The 18,878-nt window shown below is 35.2% G+C and carries 16 protein-coding genes; 9 read left to right on the forward strand and 7 right to left on the reverse strand.

Annotated features, from left to right (window positions below; genetic code table 11):
• Positions 1 to 251 precede the first annotated feature (251 nt).
• Entirely contained in the window at positions 252 to 875 is a 624-nt protein-coding gene (locus tag LB888_RS11090) for a bifunctional 4-hydroxy-2-oxoglutarate aldolase/2-dehydro-3-deoxy-phosphogluconate aldolase (protein WP_318752964.1), read from the forward strand.
• 282 nt (positions 876 to 1,157) lie between these two features.
• Here LB888_RS11090 and uxaC read toward each other — a convergent pair whose 3' ends face one another.
• Positions 1,158 to 2,579: a glucuronate isomerase gene (uxaC, locus tag LB888_RS11095; protein WP_318752965.1), complete on the reverse strand. Its 1,422-nt coding sequence runs from the start codon at positions 2,577 to 2,579 to the stop codon at positions 1,158 to 1,160.
• A 166-nt stretch (positions 2,580 to 2,745) separates the two neighbouring features.
• Here uxaC and LB888_RS11100 point away from each other — a divergent pair, with 166 nt between their 5' ends.
• From LB888_RS11100 to nth, 6 genes are all read left to right on the forward strand, one after another.
• Positions 2,746 to 3,420, forward strand: coding sequence for a FadR/GntR family transcriptional regulator (locus tag LB888_RS11100; RefSeq protein ID WP_071408723.1), 675 nt, complete (start codon positions 2,746 to 2,748; stop codon positions 3,418 to 3,420).
• A gap of 129 nt (positions 3,421 to 3,549) precedes the next feature.
• Positions 3,550 to 4,167, forward strand: a complete 618-nt coding sequence (locus LB888_RS11105; RefSeq protein WP_318753981.1) for a bifunctional 4-hydroxy-2-oxoglutarate aldolase/2-dehydro-3-deoxy-phosphogluconate aldolase — start codon at positions 3,550 to 3,552, stop codon at positions 4,165 to 4,167.
• Between the two features lie 26 nt (positions 4,168 to 4,193).
• The gene (gene uxuA / locus LB888_RS11110; protein WP_318752966.1) at positions 4,194 to 5,240 is read left to right on the forward strand and encodes a mannonate dehydratase; all 1,047 of its coding nucleotides are present in this window, start codon (positions 4,194 to 4,196) and stop codon (positions 5,238 to 5,240) included.
• Positions 5,241 to 5,255: 15 nt separating this feature from the next.
• Positions 5,256 to 6,095 carry an SDR family oxidoreductase gene (locus LB888_RS11115; RefSeq protein WP_078755936.1) on the forward strand — a complete coding sequence of 280 codons (840 nt, stop codon included), beginning with the start codon at positions 5,256 to 5,258 and terminating at the stop codon, positions 6,093 to 6,095.
• Between the two features lie 385 nt (positions 6,096 to 6,480).
• On the forward strand, positions 6,481 to 7,455 hold the full coding sequence (locus LB888_RS11120) for a Gfo/Idh/MocA family protein (protein WP_276648132.1): 975 nt from the start codon (positions 6,481 to 6,483) through the stop codon (positions 7,453 to 7,455).
• A 170-nt stretch (positions 7,456 to 7,625) separates the two neighbouring features.
• On the forward strand, positions 7,626 to 8,249 hold the full coding sequence (gene nth, locus LB888_RS11125) for an endonuclease III (RefSeq protein ID WP_071408718.1): 624 nt from the start codon (positions 7,626 to 7,628) through the stop codon (positions 8,247 to 8,249).
• A 271-nt stretch (positions 8,250 to 8,520) separates the two neighbouring features.
• On the opposite strand, the gene LB888_RS11130 is transcribed toward nth, so the two are convergent.
• The 4 genes from LB888_RS11130 to lspA are packed head-to-tail and all read right to left on the reverse strand — an operon-like array spanning position 8,521 to position 11,252.
• The gene (locus tag LB888_RS11130; protein ID WP_318752967.1) at positions 8,521 to 9,129 is read right to left on the reverse strand and encodes a class I SAM-dependent methyltransferase; all 609 of its coding nucleotides are present in this window, start codon (positions 9,127 to 9,129) and stop codon (positions 8,521 to 8,523) included.
• Position 9,130: 1 nt separating this feature from the next.
• The gene (locus LB888_RS11135) at positions 9,131 to 9,847 is read right to left on the reverse strand and encodes a DUF2786 domain-containing protein (protein WP_078755932.1); all 717 of its coding nucleotides are present in this window, start codon (positions 9,845 to 9,847) and stop codon (positions 9,131 to 9,133) included.
• 12 nt (positions 9,848 to 9,859) lie between these two features.
• Complete coding sequence (locus LB888_RS11140) at positions 9,860 to 10,795, reverse strand: RluA family pseudouridine synthase (RefSeq protein WP_318752968.1); 936 nt, start codon at positions 10,793 to 10,795, stop codon at positions 9,860 to 9,862.
• Positions 10,779 to 11,252: a signal peptidase II gene (gene lspA / locus LB888_RS11145; RefSeq protein ID WP_311920239.1), complete on the reverse strand. Its 474-nt coding sequence runs from the start codon at positions 11,250 to 11,252 to the stop codon at positions 10,779 to 10,781. Before lspA ends, LB888_RS11140 begins: the two co-directional genes overlap by 17 nt.
• A gap of 117 nt (positions 11,253 to 11,369) precedes the next feature.
• Here lspA and LB888_RS11150 point away from each other — a divergent pair, with 117 nt between their 5' ends.
• Both LB888_RS11150 and LB888_RS11155 read left to right on the forward strand, forming a co-directional pair.
• Positions 11,370 to 12,011, forward strand: coding sequence for a YkyA family protein (locus tag LB888_RS11150; RefSeq protein WP_318752969.1), 642 nt, complete (start codon positions 11,370 to 11,372; stop codon positions 12,009 to 12,011).
• A gap of 10 nt (positions 12,012 to 12,021) precedes the next feature.
• The gene (locus LB888_RS11155) at positions 12,022 to 13,371 is read left to right on the forward strand and encodes a putative glycoside hydrolase (RefSeq protein WP_318752970.1); all 1,350 of its coding nucleotides are present in this window, start codon (positions 12,022 to 12,024) and stop codon (positions 13,369 to 13,371) included.
• A gap of 452 nt (positions 13,372 to 13,823) precedes the next feature.
• On the opposite strand, the gene LB888_RS11160 is transcribed toward LB888_RS11155, so the two are convergent.
• Together LB888_RS11160 and LB888_RS11165 are read right to left on the reverse strand one after the other, a co-directional pair.
• Positions 13,824 to 15,944 carry a copper-translocating P-type ATPase gene (locus tag LB888_RS11160; protein ID WP_318752971.1) on the reverse strand — a complete coding sequence of 707 codons (2,121 nt, stop codon included), beginning with the start codon at positions 15,942 to 15,944 and terminating at the stop codon, positions 13,824 to 13,826.
• 1,055 nt (positions 15,945 to 16,999) lie between these two features.
• Positions 17,000 to 18,856 carry a UvrD-helicase domain-containing protein gene (locus LB888_RS11165; protein WP_318753982.1) on the reverse strand — a complete coding sequence of 619 codons (1,857 nt, stop codon included), beginning with the start codon at positions 18,854 to 18,856 and terminating at the stop codon, positions 17,000 to 17,002.
• Between the last annotated feature and the right edge of the window lie 22 nt (positions 18,857 to 18,878).

An 18,878-nucleotide genomic window follows, 5' to 3' on the forward strand; every position in this document is an offset into this window, starting at 1 on the left:
ATTAAAAACTCATCAGAAATTTACGCATCATTTACAATGTCCGAAATTATTTTACATTATTTTCAGAAATTTGATTTGACGTTTACATTTCTCATTATTTTGACTGCTGTAAAAGGGGTATTACTGATGAACGTCTAAATTAGTTATTCTTGTCAATAATAGCTTAAAAATTGCTATTATAAAGGGTTTACATTTACACGATTGGTTGCTTGTGATAAAATTTTATATAGATGAATAAAGGAGTGGTCTAGATGGTATTAGAACAATTGAAAGATAATTATATTTTCGCAGTAATTCGTGGTAAATCAGCCGATGATGCGCTGGAAATTGCCCGTCATGCAATTAAAGGTGGTATTTTTAATATGGAAATCACCTATACAACACCGGATGCATCAGCTGTCATTAAACAATTAAAAGAAGAATTTAAAGACGATAGTCGTGTGGTGATTGGTGCAGGAACGGTGATGAATTTAGAATTAGCGAAGGAATCAGTAGCTGCCGGAGCCGATTTTATGGTAAGTCCCCATCTTGATACTGAGATTTTAGCTTATGCTAAAGAAGCGAAAGTCGAATACTTCCCAGGGTGTGGAACGGTCACTGAAATTGTGCAGGCAATGAACGGTGGGGCTAACATTATTAAATGCTTCCCTGGTGGCGTCTTAGGACCTAATTTTATTAAAGATGTTCATGGACCGATTCCAGAAGTTAATTTAATGCCTTCCGGTGGTGTTTCATTAGATAATATTGCTACCTGGAAGAAAAATGGTGCCTGTGCTGTTGGGGTTGGTTCTGCCCTAGCCTCTGATGTGAAGGAACATGGTTATGAAAGTGTGGTTACTAAAGCCAAAGCATTTGTAGCAGCGTGTCACGCTTAAGATTATTTTTCGGTACTTAATAAGCTTAACTTTTTCGCCCGGTCTTTATCTACGATGAAAGAAGAGTTTGTTAAATGTTAGCTTGCCCTATTCAATTAACTAATAAAAAATGACTCCCTTAATTAAAGCGGTACTGTGGTGAAGTACGCTATAATTGAGAGAGTCTTTTTAATTGAGTTCTATTTTATAATAAGATAAAAGCATTAGTTTAACACAATAATATCTCTTATCTCTTCGTTAAACTTTCGTCAACTCGTCATTTATCTAAACTACGACAGCTAATTATTTATCCGTATTTTTGGTGAAGTAATTTACGGCATTGTAGTAACAAATATTTTGAACTAAAGTCTTCAATAATGATTCATCATTAGGAATTTTACCCGCATCGACTTGTTCACCGATAAATTGGCACAAAATTCGACGGAAGTATTCATGACGTGGATATGATAAGAAACTTCTTGAATCGGTTAACATACCGACAAAATTCATTAAAAGTCCTTGATCAGCTAAAGCAGCCATTTGAGCACGCATACCACGTTCGGTATCATTAAACCACCAACCAGAACCTAATTGTAATTTAGATTTGATGCCTTTATCATTACTTTGGAAGTTAGCTAAAGCACTGCCAATAACATCATATTGCGTTGGATTCAATGGGTATATAATCATCTTAGGTAATCCATTATTTTGATTCATTGCGTCAAATAATCGGTTTAATCCACTTGCATCATTACTCGAGTCACGAATAGAGTCAAATCCAGTATCAGGTCCTAATGTTTCAAACATTTTAGTATTATTATTACGTAAAGCACCAAAATGAATTTGCATCGCCCAATCATAATCCGCATAAAGTTTTGCTAAGTCGACTAATAAACGGCTAGTATATTGGTTCACTTCTTGTGAAGTGAGTGTGTCCCCTTTTAATCCTTTGGCAAAAATTGCCTCTATATCTTCATTAGTCGCTGTGACATAATTGACTTCTTCTAAAGCATGGTCTGAAGCAACAGTTCCCACTGAATCAAAGAATGCGATACGTTGAGCTAAAGCATCAACAAAATCTTGATAATGATTAACCTTTCTATCAGCTACTTTACCAATTAATTGCACATATTCACTAAACGCTGGATCGTTCACTTTTAAAGCTTTATCTGGTCTAAATGAAGGGACGACTTTTGTTTTGAAGGAATCATCCTCAGCGATTTGTTGATGGAATTCTAAAGAATCTTCTGGACTATCGGTCGTACCAATTAGAGCGACATTTGATTGATTAATAAAATAACGAGTCGTCATTTGCTTTTCTTGAATTTGTTTATTTAATTGATCAAAAATTTCCTCACCATTGTCAGCTGTTAAAATATCATCAATATCAAAATATCGTTTTAACTCTAAAGCTGTCCAGTGGAATAAAGGGTTCCCTACTGTATTAGGAACGGTTTGAGCCCATTCCATAAATTTCTCTTTAGCACTCGTTTCTTTACCAGTAATATGACTTTCCGGCACGCCATTGGCACGTAAAGCGCGCCATTTATAATGATCACCAGATAACCAAACATCGGTAATATCTTCAAATTGATAGTCAGTCGCTATTAATTCTGGACTTAAATGACAATGATAGTCATAAATCGGCAAATCCTTTGCATATTTTTTATATAAATGCTGCCCTGTTTCACTTGTAATCATAAAATCTTTTTTTATAAACGCCATGATTTTCCCTCCTGCATTTAATTTTTATTCATATGAACGTTTTCATTTGATACTTATAGTGTATCACTCATCAGATAACTTTTCAATAGTCATCTGATGACTATCTTGATAATATTTAATTTTTTAGATGAATGTGGTATAATTAAAAAATGAACGAGGTGATGATATGAAAAAAAGTTTAGCTGATATTACGGCTCAACGATTAATGGATTATTTCCAAGAACAAGCATTCGAAATTGGCGATAAATTACCGAATGAATATACATTAGCACAAGGATTAGAAGTCGGGCGTAGTACCCTGCGTGAAGCCATTCGGATGTTAGTTTCACGCAATATTGTGGAAGTACGTCAAGGGTCTGGGACTTATATTAAAAATCTTGTCGATACGAGTGATAGCCCTTTAAGTTTTGAGGATGTAGAAGATTATTTAAAGTTAACGCGTGATTTATTTGAAGTGCGTTTTTTACTAGAACCTAGAATGGCTAGCTTAGCGGCTAATCATTGTACCGATGAAGAAATCGAAATCTTAGAAAAATTAATGTTAGCAACCGAAGCTGAAATCCGTAAGCATAAAGAAGACTCCAAACATCGTGAGTTAGATATTCAATTCCATACAGCAATAGCTGAAGCAAGTGGTAATTTAGCGATGCAACAATTAATCCCTATTATTATCCAATCAATTAACTTGTACGATGACTATTTTACCAGTGATGAAATAATGGACCAAACAATTCGAGCGCATCGTAACATTTTTAAAGCAATTCAAGATCGAAATCCAAGCGCAGCCTATGATGCGATGGTCATTCATCTATCCCATAATAGAATTTCTTTAGAAGATTAAAAAAAATATACCGTTTTCAATTGACTATTTAAAAAATTATGATATGATAAATACATCAGATGACTTTTGAGTTATGTCTGATGTGTTTATTTTTTTAGCCAACATCAGAAAAAGGAGAATGATTGAATGATTTTAGATAAATTGAAAGACAATTATATATTTGCTGTCATTCGCGGTAAAAGTGCTGAAGATGCTATAGAGATTGCCCGTCACGCGATCAAAGGTGGTATTAATAATATGGAAATAACTTATACTACCCCCGACGCTTCTGAAGTTATCAAACAACTAAAGGCAGAATTCAGTGAAGATGATAAAGTAGTCATTGGCGCAGGGACGGTAATGAATCTTGACTTAGCAAAAGATGCGGTAGTAGCAGGTGCCGATTTCTTAGTCAGTCCCCATTATGATAAAGAAATTCAACGCTATGCCCTCTCTGAAGAGGTATTATACTTCCCAGGTTGTGGCACGGTGACCGAGATTGTTCAAGCAATGAATGGCGGTGCTAAAATTATCAAATGTTTCCCTGGCGGAGTTTTAGGGCCTAACTTTATTAAAGATGTTCACGGACCCATTCCTAATGTTGATCTAATGCCTTCAGGTGGTGTATCTATCGACAATATCGCAACATGGAAGCAAAACGGTGCTTGTGCAGTCGGTGTTGGATCTGCCCTAGCGGCTGATGTGAAGGAAAAAGGTTATGAAAGTATTGTCGCAAAAGCTCAAGAGTTTGTAAAAGCATGTCAATAAAAAAATAATTATAGAGGTGAATGAATATGGAAATGACATTTAGATGGTATGGAGAAGACGATCCGGTAACATTAGAGAATATTCGTCAAATTCCGACGATGAGAGGGATTGTATCAGCAATTTATGATGTACCGGTTGGTGAAGTTTGGCCAAGAGAACGTATTAAACAATTAAAAGAAACAATTGAAGCAAATGGTTTAAAATTGTCTGTTATTGAGAGCGTACCAGTACACGAAGATATTAAATTAGGTCGTGACACTCGTGACCAATTAATTGATAACTATATTGAAACGATTCGTAACTTAGCAGCCGAAGGTGTGAATGTTGTTTGTTATAACTTTATGCCAGTATTCGACTGGACTCGTACAGACTTAGCTTATCGTTATGAAGACGGATCGACTGCCCTAATCTTTGACGAAGAAGTTTCTAAAAAAATGGACCCAATTAATGGTGAATTATCTTTACCAGGATGGGATTCTTCTTATACCAAAGAAAGCATGAAAGCTGTAATGGATGCTTATGCTGATGTTGACGAAGAAAAACTATGGGAAAATTTAGCTTACTTTATTAAACGTGTCATGCCTGTTGCGGAAGAAGTCAAAGTAAAAATGGCAATCCACCCGGATGATCCACCTTATTCTATTTTTGGTTTACCAAGAATTATTACGAATAAAGCAGCCGTTGAGCGTTTCTTAGACTTATATGACAGTGAATACAATGGTGTGACATTATGTGTCGGTTCATACGCATCAACACCAGATAATGATCCAATTGAAATTTTAAGATACGCTTTAGATCGTCAACGTGTAAACTTCATGCATGCACGTAACATTAAATTAGAAGAAGGCAAATCATTTAAAGAAACAGCTCACCCTTCTGAATATGGTTCAATTGACATGTATGAAGTCATAAAAGCTTTGCATGATCATAATTGGAACGGACCGATTCGTCCAGACCATGGTCGTATGATTTGGGGAGAAACCGGTCGTCCTGGATATGGATTATATGATCGTGCCTTAGGTGCGACTTATTTATCAGGATTATGGGAAGCAATCGATAAAATTAAAGGCTAAGAAAGGAAACTTTATATGACAAAAACAATTGATTTTAAAGATAAAACAGTAGTCATTACCGGAGCTGGTGGCGTCCTTTGTGGTTTCTTAGCAAAAGAATTTGCTAAAGCAGGCGCTCGTGTTGCCCTTTTAGATTTAAATGAAGAAGCAGCACAAAAATTTGTAGACGAAATCGTGGCTGAAGGTGGCGTGGCTAAGGCTTATAAAACCAATGTATTAGACCAAGCGAACTTAGAGGAAGTCCGTGAAGCAGTCTTAAATGATTTAGGACCAACTGATATTTTAATCAATGGTGCTGGTGGTAATAATCCTAAAGCAACGACCGATAATGAATTCCATGAAACAGATTTACCTGAAGGAACGAAATCTTTCTTCGAATTAGATAAAGCAGGTATTGAATTCGTCTTTAATTTAAACTACTTAGGTACTTTGTTACCAACTCAAGTATTTGCTAAAGACATGGTAGGACGTAAAGGCGCAAATATTATTAATATTTCTAGTATGAATGCATTTACTCCATTAACTAAGATTCCAGCCTATTCGGGAGCTAAAGCGGCTATTTCTAACTTCACACAATGGTTAGCGGTTCACTTCTCTCACGTTGGCATTCGCTGTAATGCGATTGCACCTGGCTTCTTAGTAACCAATCAAAACCGTGGTTTATTATTTAATGAAGATGGCACTCCAACTGCACGTGCTAACAAAATCTTAACCAATACGCCAATGGGTCGCTTTGGTGAAGCGGAAGAATTAGTCGGTGGTACTTTCTTCTTAGCCGACGAAAACTTAGCAAGTTTTGTTAATGGTGTCGTTTTACCGATTGATGGTGGTTTTGCTGCCTACTCCGGTGTTTAATAAACTGATTTAAATCATATTCCTTCCTCCTACACACAATTTTATAAGGAATATATTTAATTATGACTAATAATCAATTGTACAAGGGTTTCTACTCCCCTTCTCACAGTTGATTATTAGTCTTTTTTTGGGAGTGAACAAGTTAAGTAGGTCTCAGACAAGTCATTTAGACGCAGTTTGAGGCCACTTAACCCCTGCGCTTTTTATTAACGAACAATAACTTCGCTAAATTTACCAAACTTATGCCCGCCCCTATTGAAGGTTATTATTAGTAATGTAGTAGCGATAGTTGTCCATTTCCTTATAAAAACACTTTCATTCTTTTTTACTATTGATGATGAATGGTTTATAATAAGGTTATTATAAATTAAAGGTGGTTTTTTATATGGTAAAAGTAGGTATTATCGGTGCGGGCAATATTGCGCGTAAAATGGCACATACGATTAATTGTGAAGAAAAAGCAACAGCTTATGCTGTAGCTGCACGTGATTTAACGCGAGCACAAGCATTTGCTGATGAATTTGATTTTGAAAAGGCATATGGATCCTATTTAGAATTAGTGGAAGACCCTGAAGTCGAATTAGTCTATGTCGCAACAACTCATAACTTCCATTATGAACATTGTAAATTAGCGATGAATCATGGTAAACATGTTCTTTGTGAAAAAGCTATTACGATTAATGCCAATCAATTAGCTGAACTAATCAAATTAGCCCATGAAAAACAAGTTACCTTTATGGAAGCAATTTGGAGTCGCTTTATGCCACTGCAATTAAAATTAAAACAAATGCTAGATGAAGGTGTGATTGGGACGCCACGTTTAATTCAATCTAATCATGGCGCATTACTTGAAGATAAGGAAAGAATGTATCGTCCTGATTTAGCTGGTGGCGCCTTATTAGACTTAGGAGTCTATAATGTTCATTTTGTGATGCAAATGTTTGGCAATGATTATGCCACTGTTAGCTCCTCAATGGATTTAACAGATGAAGGAGTTGATCGTACTACCGCCATTACCCTCACCTATCCAGATGGCCGGATGGCTCAAATGTTAACGACAATGGCAACTATGCGCTACACCGATGTCTTAATTATTGGTGATAAAGGAATGTTTAGAATTGAGGGTTCTAATCATATTGATGTGATGCGTCTGTATGACCAAGATAATCAATTAGTCGAAACTTATCAAAGACCGGCTGATAATGGTGGCTTTGACTTCCAATTACGCGAAGCTATTAATTTAATTGAACAAGGTAAAATTGAATCGGACATTGTATCCTTAGAAGATTCATTAGTTGTCATGCGTTTAATGGATACAGTGCGAGCACAACACGGCTTTAAGTACCCTGAAGAAAAATAAGCATTATTGACAAAACGCGATAAGGGTGAGAATATAGGTATGTTAATGGCCTTATTCTTACCTGCTTTTTATACTATTTTGTATAACTAATAATGTATAAAGTGAAAAAAACATGAGAATATCCCTCAGATATAATGAAATAAGATAAGATAATTTTTAAAGGAGTCACAATGGTTTTATCAAAAAAACGCGCAAGAAAAGTAATTGAAGAAATTATAGCCCTGTATCCAGATGTCCCACCTAGTTTAGATTTTACTAATCCGTTTGAATTAGTGGTGGCTGTCACTTTAAGTGCCCAAACAACGGATGTGGCAGTCAATAAAGTAACCCCTGCCCTGTTTGAACGATTTCCAACACCAGAAGCGATGGCTTCAGTGCCCCCAAGTGAAATCGAGCCCTATATCGCTACTTTAGGACTTTATCGCAATAAAGCCCGATTTTTACATGAATGTGGTAAACAGTTAGTCGAGAATTTCAATGGCGAAGTCCCACAAACGCGAGCAGAACTAATGAGTTTATCTGGAGTTGGTCGTAAAACAGCCAATGTTGTACTCAGTGTCGGTTTTGGCATCCCAGCATTTGCTGTTGATACCCATGTCACCCGCATCTGTAAACATCATGACATTGTTAAAAAATCAGCTACTGCTTTAGAAGTTGAAAAGAGAGTATGCGATGTCCTCCCTCCTGAGTTATGGCTGAAAGCACATCAAGCGATGATCTATTTTGGACGTGAAATTTGTCATCCGCGTAATCCTCAATGTCACTTATATCCTCAATTATACGAATTTGACTAAAAAATAGGGAGTGGGCAAGAAGTAGAAAATTAAATAATTTTCGCTTCGTCTGCCCACCCATGCACAGTTGGGAGTGGACCAAAAGTAGAAAATCAAATGATTTTCGCTTCATTTGCCCACCCAAGCATAAAATAGTTACTAAATTAGACTTTAAGACATTATTTGATGCCACTCAGGCCATGCGCTTATCAATAACTTAACTAAATACTTTAATTGATACCTATCTTCTTCTCTACTTCCTACTTACAGGAAAATAAACGAATGAACGCTCTTAAAAATTATTTTGATAGATGACGATTTTTTCTCGTGAATCTTGTTGATTACCGGGTAATAAAATCGTCTTTTTTAATTGAAAGTCGGTTTTTTCTTCAATAAATTGAATACAGCTATCAAGTGGATAATAATATATCAAGGTTATTTTTCTTGGAAAGGCCGCTTCCGATTGCATAATACGATAGATAACCGAGCGCATAATAACTAATTGAAAAGGATTGAAAAAGTAAAAGACCGTATCACGGCTTGAGATTTGATACTCTTCTACCGGTTGATTCAAAATTGTTATCGGATATTGTTGACCCATTTTTTCACTAAATGCCAATATATTGCGCTGAGCAATATTAAAAGCAGCTGGTATGAATTCAACCCCTACCACTGGAATTTTCAATTTATAAGCTGAATAAATCAATACTCGACCGGTACCACTGCCCATATCCACTAATTGATCAGTATCGCTAAACTCAAACTCACGAAAAAGATGATCAAGGACATGATAATCAGTTGATTCTGTTCGATGATAATGCCAAAAGTGATCGCCAAATTCTTGTTCAATTAAGTGATGAGTCTGAATCCCTAGGTGGGCATCGATTTGATGATTGTCCATATTATGACTCATGATTCTCCAAATATTGGCGGTTTAAACTCACCGTATTTCCTTTAATATACCCTTCCGAATAGGCGGCATCTGCTTTCGTATAGCGTGGCGCTTTATACGATAATTTTTGACCTCCTACTTGATCACGAAAGGCTTTTTTCACTTCATCTGGCACTTGAATCACGAGTGCATAGGCATCATTTTCCGTTTGCATTTCTTCACGTTGAGCTGCAAATTTTTCTTCTAAACCATCGATAAACCCTTTGTAATAAGCTTTACGCAACTCTACTAAAGCGACATTCTTATTTTCCTTTTGAATCGCTTTTAAATGATTACTCGCATGATAACGCATGCTATCAGCCGCTAAATGAAATATTTCATAAGCTAAATCCGTATCTTCTGGAAATCCCATAAAGACAATTTTACGGACGGTTGAAGTTTGATGAGGGAGACGATTACTCTGAACGTATAACATCACTCTAAAATTATCAGCAATGACCATCGCTAATGATTTTTCCCACCAATATAAACGCTTATAAACCGATAATGAGCGTAAGACGATTTCTTGCTTGTCTGACTTACTTAATTCATTTTGGGAAATTTTATGCTTAAGCATTAATTTTTGCGCCATAATCAAAGCTGTCTGACTTTCCTCGTCATTGCCACCGTCTTCGGCTAATTCGAGTAGATTGCGGATTTTTTCTAAAATCTTATCATTAGCAATCATAACGATACCTCCTTATTCTAGGGGCGTTAATGTTCTTAAGATGTCTTCAAAATGTTCAGGCAACGGCACTTCAAAACTCATTAATTGATTGCTAATAGGATGTTTAAAATGAATTTCTTTGGCATGTAATAATTGTCCATCAGTTAATCGTGTCAACGCCCCTCGCATTTGACCGACACCGATGCGGTAAACAGGATCCCCTACTAATGGATGCCCAATATATTCCATATGTACTCTAATTTGATGAGTACGTCCGGTTGCCAATTGTAATTCAACGAGTGTTGAATCGGTATAACGCTGTAAAACTTTAAAATGAGTTAAAGCATACTTGCCATCTGGTTGAACAGACCATCTTAATCGATTACTTGGGTCGCGACTTAACGGCACTTCAATCGTACCTTCGGGTTCTTTAATAGTGCCATGAACCAATGCATAATAAGTTCTTCCCATGGAATGATCGGCTAATTGCTCACTTAATAAATGATGCGCCGCATTGTTTTTAGCGACTACTATTAACCCAGAAGTATCTTTATCAATGCGATGCACCAATCCTGGACGCGTATTATCATCCGGATAGGCTAAGTTATGACCCAAATAATATAATAAAGCATTAACTAACGTACCTGAATGATGCCCTTTTGAAGGATGAACCACCATGCCAGCTGCTTTATTGATGACCACTAAATCTTCATCCTCATAAACAATATCTAAGGGAATGTCTTCTGCTTTTAACGTTTCTTCTTCTGGTTCTTCAACTTCAGGGATGACAATGGTAATGCTCTCGTGACCTTCTAATTTAAGATTAGCTTTCGCAACGACACCATTGACTTGGACTAAATCTTGTTTAATTAGTTTTTGAATCGTTGACCGGCTTTCGCTCGGCAATAAGGTTGTCAAGACTTTATCTAAACGTCCCGTTTCCCCTTGTAAATTAAATGTTTGTGACATCATGCGCTCCTTCTTTTTCTAATTCAAATAAAATAACGATCATTAAAATGATGACACCAAATGTCAATGCCATATCTGCGACATTGAATACAGGGAAATCAATAAATAATAAACGGAACATGTCGACGACATAGCCATTTAACAAGCGATCGATAAAGTTACCTAAGGCACCACCAATCAACAAACCGTATGCAATTTGACTAAGTCGTTGTTGTGGTGTAGTCTTATAAAGTAAATATACTAAATATACTAGGATTAAGATGGTGGCAACGTAGAATAAATTCATTTTTCCAGAAAGTATTCCCCAACCGGCCCCCGTGTTACGTAAGTAATAAAAATCAAACACTTGGGGTATCCCTGGTAATGAACTGTGTAATTCAATTTGGTTGATTGTCCAATATTTAACTAATTGGTCAATAATAACAATAAAAAATGCAATGCAAAGTCCAATTATCATGGTGTCCTCCTTGTGAAAATGCTTTTATATTTGGTATAATAATAAGCATACAACGTTTATTATACTTAATTTTAGGTGAAAAGTCATGTATTTAAGACTTTTTATTAAGGAGACTTTATGAAGAAGATAAAACCTTTTCTACTAACGGTCGTTTTAACGCTATTTGTGGCTGGCTGTGACAATTCTCTTGAAAGAGCTAGTAACACAATTGGATTAATGCAAGACCAAGTGACGAAAATCGTCAATGAACTTTATGAAGTTCAAAATTTAGAACACACCCTTCAATCAGATTTTGAAGAAGATTTAGCCAATGCCAACGATAATTTAGAGTATTTTAATCAAGATGAAATCTTGGTGATGCAAAATATTTCTGAACGTAAGACGCATTTAAACAATATGAAAGATGCGATGAAAGAATTAAACAGTTTGGTACCGGAATTGGAAAGTACGAAAAAGAATCAGAATTTGCCGGTTGGTGACTTTGATAAATTAGCGACGATGATTACCAATCTGCAAACAGATTTAACGACTTACACGGATAACTATCTTCCTAATCTTGATTTAGAAGCCCAAACGTTTCAATCAATCGGTAATCCTAATGTGGATTATAATTCTTTCTTCAAAGTATTTGATAATATTAATACCTTATCACAAGACAATCTCTATTATTTAGATGCCGTATTGAAACACTTTGAACCGTTGAATGGATTATTGGTCGACACTAAAGTAAAGATTGTTACTTTACAGGAAGCGAAATAGAGGTGTTAAGATGAATACAAAACGATTATTAAGCATTACAGCGACCATCCTTCTAGCAAGTGGTTGTAATCAAGCACAAAATCAAACATCAACCCCGACCTATACAGAGTTACCGACAGTTGAAAGTAAATTAGACGCCCAGACCATTAGTGACTTTAGTAGTCGCCGCAAACAAAATCAGGGAAATCGCTATGAAGGGCTCGTGATTAATAAAAGCAATATTTTAACACGTCCCGATGACCTGCCCTCTTCACTTTTCTATGATAGCGGCATTAATATTAGCTATCCTAAAGAAGGCGTTAAAGGTATTTATTTGCCAATTGATTGTGTGATCAATACTGAGTATTTCCAAGAAAGCATCGATAAATTAAATTCGACAGCATTAAACAGTGCGGTGTTAGACTTTAAAGATGACTCTGGTCAAATTCTACCAAACTTAGAATCCGATAATCCCATGGTTAATGAAAACGTCGTAGGTTTAGCCGATTATAAGGAAGTGCTTAAAACTTTTGAACAAAATAATATTTATCCGATTGCTCGTATTGTAACCTTTAAAGACAACTTTTTAGCTTCTTCACATCCAGAACTATCATTCCAAACAGAAGATGGTGAAATTTGGACCCCGGACGGTGAAGATTACTTTACTAATCCTTTCTTACAAGAAACATGGGATTATAACGTGGCCGTCGCGATTGAAGCCGCCAAAATGGGCTTTAAAGAGGTTCAATTTGACTACGTTCGTTTCTCTGATGCCTTTATGTATGAAGAAGAATACTTAACCTATCCTAAAGGACGCTTTGAAAATTATATTTCTGAAGATCCAAATGATAAAGGTGAAGAACGAATTGCGGCCATTACGGAGTTTTTAGCGTATGCAAAAGAAAAATTAGCACCCTATGGTGTTGATGTCAACGCCGACGTCTTTGGTTATACGGCTATTGCTAATAATTCTGAAGATGTTCGTGGTATCGGGCAAAACTTTGCAGGAATTGCCGATCAAGTGGATGTTATTTCCTCAATGGTTTACCCTTCACACTGGGATGTCGGTTTCTTTGGCTTAGAAAACCCTGACCTCCAACCGTATGACTTGATTAATGAGTATATGTTATCAGAAAAGCAATTATTAGAACATGTGAATAGCCCTGTTACGACTCGACCATGGTTACAAAACTTCTCTTATGACTCTTTCTATGGTGATGCAGAAGTACAAGCGCAAATTAATGCTTTAGTCGATAATGGTGTTTATGAGTACTTATTATGGAATGCTACCGGTGACTATATCGAAAATGTCGATTATGCACCTGAAATTACTGTGCCACAAGAAACAGAAAGCACTGACAACACGAGTCAACCACAATAATGATGAATAGTTAAAAGAAGCTTTAGAAGATTTCGTTATCCCCTAAAGCTTCTTTTTATTTTGTATTAAATGATTGAATGGTAATAGCTAAAATATAGATAAAAAGATTGTCCGTTTTGTGCTTTTTGTTGTCTCAATTGAAATACAATCGCTAAATAATTAATTTTTGAAACTTCTTAAAGTATTAACGATATGCCAAAGTATAAAGCTAGCGAATATCAATGCCAATAACCTTTTTAATAATTCAACTTCGCTTATGTACTTGTTAATTTTACACAATGTTATGGACATGAAATTAATTCATTTTAATCAGTATGTGAAACAAAACGGGCTGATATACATTCAAACCTTATCGAATGTATACCAGCCCATCTGCTTTTTATTTAAAAATTATAGAAAGTTTTATTCCTTATTAAAAATGTAACTATTTAGTCATACCTCACTTGATAAAATTATTTTTTATCTAGTTTTAAAGTCACAGCATTAATTGCAACGATAACTGTTGACAAGGACATCAAAACTGCTCCGACTGCAGGGCTTAGAGTAATGCCAAATGGTGCAAGGATACCCGCTGCAATAGGTATTGCAAGAAAGTTATAGCCGGCTCCCCAAACAAGGTTTTGCTTCATTTTGCTAGATGTATTATTAGCTAATTCAATAAATGACTCGATATCGCCAGGGTCTGACTGCATTAGAACAACATCAGCTGAATCCAGTGCTACTTGTGTTCCAGCTCCAACAGCGATTCCCACATCTGCTAATGCAAGAGAAGGTGCATCGTTAACTCCATCACCAACCATAATAACGGTTTGCCCTTGTCTTTTAAATTCTTCTACCAAATCATACTTATCTTGTGGAGATTGATTCGCTTTATATTCAATTCCTAGAGCTTCAGCAGCTCCTTGCGCTGCTTTTTCATTATCCCCAGTAGCCATCAGAGGGGTAATTCCTTGTTCTTTCAAGACTTGAATGAGCTCCTTGCTTGAAGGTTTCAATTCGTCTCCCAAAGCTACCGCACCGATAGCTTGTCCGTTATCAACCAATATACTAAGTGTCGCCCCTTTTGGAACTTCAATATCTAAGTTTTGCCCGAATGCTTTTTGACTAATTAATTCATAGCGGTGACCATTGGCCTCACCTTCCACACCAGCACCTGAGATCACATCAATGGAATCAAACGCTACAGGTGTTATATCTTGTTGCTCGGCGTGTCTAATAATGGATTGAGCAATTGGATGACTCGATCCGCCTTCGATTCCGGCCATAAGAGCAATAACTTCCTCTTTAGTATAATCGTCACTTAACAAGTCAACATTCAATACTTTAAATTCACCGGTTGTTAATGTACCGGTTTTGTCTAAAATCATAACGTCCGCGTTTGTAGCTAATTCCAATGCTTCTCGGTCTTTAACTAGCAAACCACGGCTAGCTCCTAAACTAGTACTTCGTGCAACGACCAAAGGAATCGCTAAACCTAAAGCGTGCGGACAGGCGATCACTAATGTTGTAACCATAAAAATGATGGCAGTTTGTACATCGGTTGTCAACATCCAATATATAAAAGCAATTACTGCAGCTATGACCGCAATGTAAAATAACCAACCAGCCACTTTATTGGCAATATTCTCAGCTCGTGAAGGCTGATTCTGTGCTTGTCCAATTAGCGCTTGAACTTGAGAAATGAATGATTTATCTCCTGTTTCCTGTACTTCTACATATAAAACACCTTCACCATTGGTAGAGCCCCCAATAACTTTTTCACCCACATTTTTTTCAATAGGCTTAGATTCTCCGGTTAATAGTGCTTCATTAACTCGGGACTCTCCTCTCTTAATAATGCCGTCTGCTGGCACATTTTCTCCTGCCTGTACGCGAACAATATCACCTACTTTTAATTCGGAAACGGGCCGAGTATCAATTGAGTCATCGTCAAGTACGACGTGCGCATCTTTTGGTAATAATTCAGCAAGTGCCTGTTGGGCATCTCCAGCTTCCCCAATGGCTTTCATCTCAATCCAGTGTCCAAGTAGCATAATCAAAATTAATGACGCAAATTCAAAGAAAAAATCCATGACGTGTTCCCCTGTCAAATATTTAGCGACTACTGCGTAAATACTGTACAAATAGGAGACAGATATTCCTAAAGAAACCAGTGACATCATTCCGGGTGCTTTTTGCTTAAATTCTTCTAACGCACCTTGATAAAATGGTCTTCCACCATAAATTAACAAGATAGAGGATAATATGGAAACAATAATATCTGAATATGGAAAAGTGAACTGAAATGGGAGCGTGATTCCCATCATAGGCGACAGCAACAGAATAATAATTCCCAATGGTAATGATTTTAAAAAGAGTTCTTTGAAATTTCCATGATGGTGGTGTTCATGTCCACCCCCACTATGGTCATGATGACCATGGTGATCATGCAATCCTTCTTCTACTTGCACTTCATGATGACCATGGTGAGTATGATTATCATATTCTTCATGCTTATGACGTGGTTCATGTTCGTTAAAATTGTGTTCCATGTGGTCTTTATGATTATGATGATGTTGTTGGTTATTTTTCATATTAATCCTCCTTGTAATATATATTTAAAGTTCTTTTTGACTATCGGGAAAATCATTAAAAACCCGAATATTAATCTCATTGCTTGGTTATTTTGTCATATTTCTAAATAATAGGTCTTGATGCCACCCCCTACCAATGTTGTTTCTTAACTTTTCTGGTAGCTTTTCCCTTTTAGCTGCTATATCGTCAAATAATATTCCGCTTAATACAGAATCAATAATAGCTTGTTTAGCTAATCCATAGTGCAGTAAAATTTTTATCTCTAATAATTATGATGACTGAAACAAAACTTTTTTAGTTTTTCAACGACAAACTCACTGTTTTCATTTCATTTAATATCTTTTATATATTTTTAAGACCTGCTTGATTAGGTTTGGCTTCTTACATGATATTCGATAATGTTATTCCTACTTTTATGTAGCAAATATGCTAGAATAAATTAATTGCCACTTCACCAATACTCTCTTTTTCATGTCGTAGAGAAATATATATTCTCACCTATGTCTTTTTTTGATTACGCGACATTTAAAATTTTGAATTTACTTGGCTTCCGTCTAATTATATTATTTATAATAAACTATTTACTGTACTTATTGTTTTCCTGGAACCCAGACACCTTGCTAATTTTCCCTTAGAAGAATTAATTGGAACTAATTTTGAGCCATTCATTTTTATTACGTTTCAAGATTTATCTCTAGTTTACAATTGTAAACTGATAGTGTCAAGTTTTTGCACTCATTGCAATTATTACAGAACATAAAGATTTATAAATTTGATCATTCAATTACAACAAGGGATTTTCAGTTCCTATAGAACTTGTAAACCTTTAATATCATTTTCAATTATACTCGTGTTGCTGAAATATTTTGAGGCTTTAAAATATAAAGTCCATATTATTGTGTAAAAAGAAAGGGTCACTTATCCCTCCATATAAAAATCAATATTTTGATTAATTTCTTAGCTTAAAATACCTATAATATCAAATTAAACTAAATCATTTTATAACATGATCATATTCCTTCATTACTAAATTTGACTCAGCAAATATTATAATTTACTCATCAACTAATGAAAGAACATTAACAATATCATTCTTTTCAAAATAATCTTTTGCTTTTTCAATAATCTGACTATCATTACTCGGCATGTAAACAATTAAATTTTTCATTGCTCTTGTAATTGCAACATAGAATAACCTCTTAGTTCTATTTTGAATGTTCTCTTTAAAAGAACCTTTTCCAAACAAGGCAGCAAAATTATAACTTTTCCAATTTCCATTATCTAATAAAACTAATACATTCTCATACTCACTACCTTTAACCTTATGCTGCGTTATAACAGATACATATTCTCTGAGATAAGCAATGCTATTCACATATTCCTGAAATAGTAATTTATTAATTCGTGACCATAAATAGTATCCCTTATTTTCAATAAAATTAGTAAATAAATCATCCTTTGAAATTAATCTATTTTCTTCTGCAAGTTCTATTACTTTTCCAATTGTAATATCATCAGCAGAGATTTCTGTCATAATTTTAGATAAACTAATTTTATCTTTGGACGAAGTTATTTTAAACTTAGTAATACGTAAAAATTCATTATGCTTACCTGTTTTATATAGTTCTATTAGCTCATAAATTAAATCTAATCTTTTAAGAATCCTATCTCTATCTGTGCCCGCTTCATATCTACTACTTAGTCCATTCAATTTATAAGCTAACAGAGATTCTTTATTAACTTTAATCTTATTACTAACTTCTTCGAACGAGCACATCTTAATTTCATCGTAAAAAGCTAATAGTTCTAAATTAGATTTAATTGCGTCAATTACTAAGGGGCCACCCCTTCTAACAACAATTTGAGCTTCATCTACTAAATCTTTAAATAATTTTCCATCATCAACTATCTTATTCTCTTTGATCTTTTTCTTTATTCCTGTAATTAATTTTACAAATAAATCAGTATTATATAATTCAAATAACTTAGAGAAACCTGCCATTTCTGCATTAAGTTTATGTGTCAGGCGCAATTCTTTTGTTTTTTGGGGTACATTAAATTCTAACTCTCTATAAAGTTGACTAAATCTAAGAATTTCAAGTTGATTAATATCATTTCCATAGACAAATTTTACTGTTCCTGGAATGATACTTCCATTATCCATATTAGGTGCTGTAGCTTCGTTGGAGGGAGTTTGAATCAATCCATCATCTCTAAATTTATTAGCTAAATCAATAACTTTCTGAGGATTGCGACGATTTTGAGCTTTTGGTATTTTTTCTAAATTATACGAACTTAAATCTCCTACTCCTGAGTCATAGATGGCTTGCATAGAATCTCCAAAAAATCCCACAATATTCTTCTTTGCCCTACTTTGTATGTGTGTCAATAGAATTTCTACAACTAACGGGTTAGTATCTTGGTATTCATCTACAAAAATATAGTCAGCTATATCAATCAAAATGTCGCATAACTTAGGATATTTAGAAAACATTTTTTCAGCAACTATTATAATATGGTCATGACTTATTTGAACGTTATTTTGCTTTGTTATACTCATAGAATACCATTCAGCATAGTCAACACGTACATCATTAAAGTAATCATGTGATATAATTCCTCCATCAGATATTTCAATTGGAGCGACGAATAGTTTTTGTTCATCATCATTTATCAATTCAACAAGGCACTCTTTAAGTTCTTTTTGAAAATTTCCAATGATATGCCAGATAAACTCATGGATTGTTGATACCCATAGATTATTATTAACTACCCCGGATTTAATCTCCGCTACAGCATTATTGGTATAGGTAATACATACAATAGATTTCTTAGGTTCTTTAATCGATATTTTTTCAATAATTGAAATTAGCGAATAAGTTTTACCACTTCCAGCCCCGCCTTCAAGAATAAAATTTTAGCCTTTTTCTATT

The sequence above is a fragment of the Globicatella sp. PHS-GS-PNBC-21-1553 genome, assembly GCF_033564055.1.
Lineage (GTDB): Bacteria > Bacillota > Bacilli > Lactobacillales > Aerococcaceae > Globicatella > Globicatella sulfidifaciens.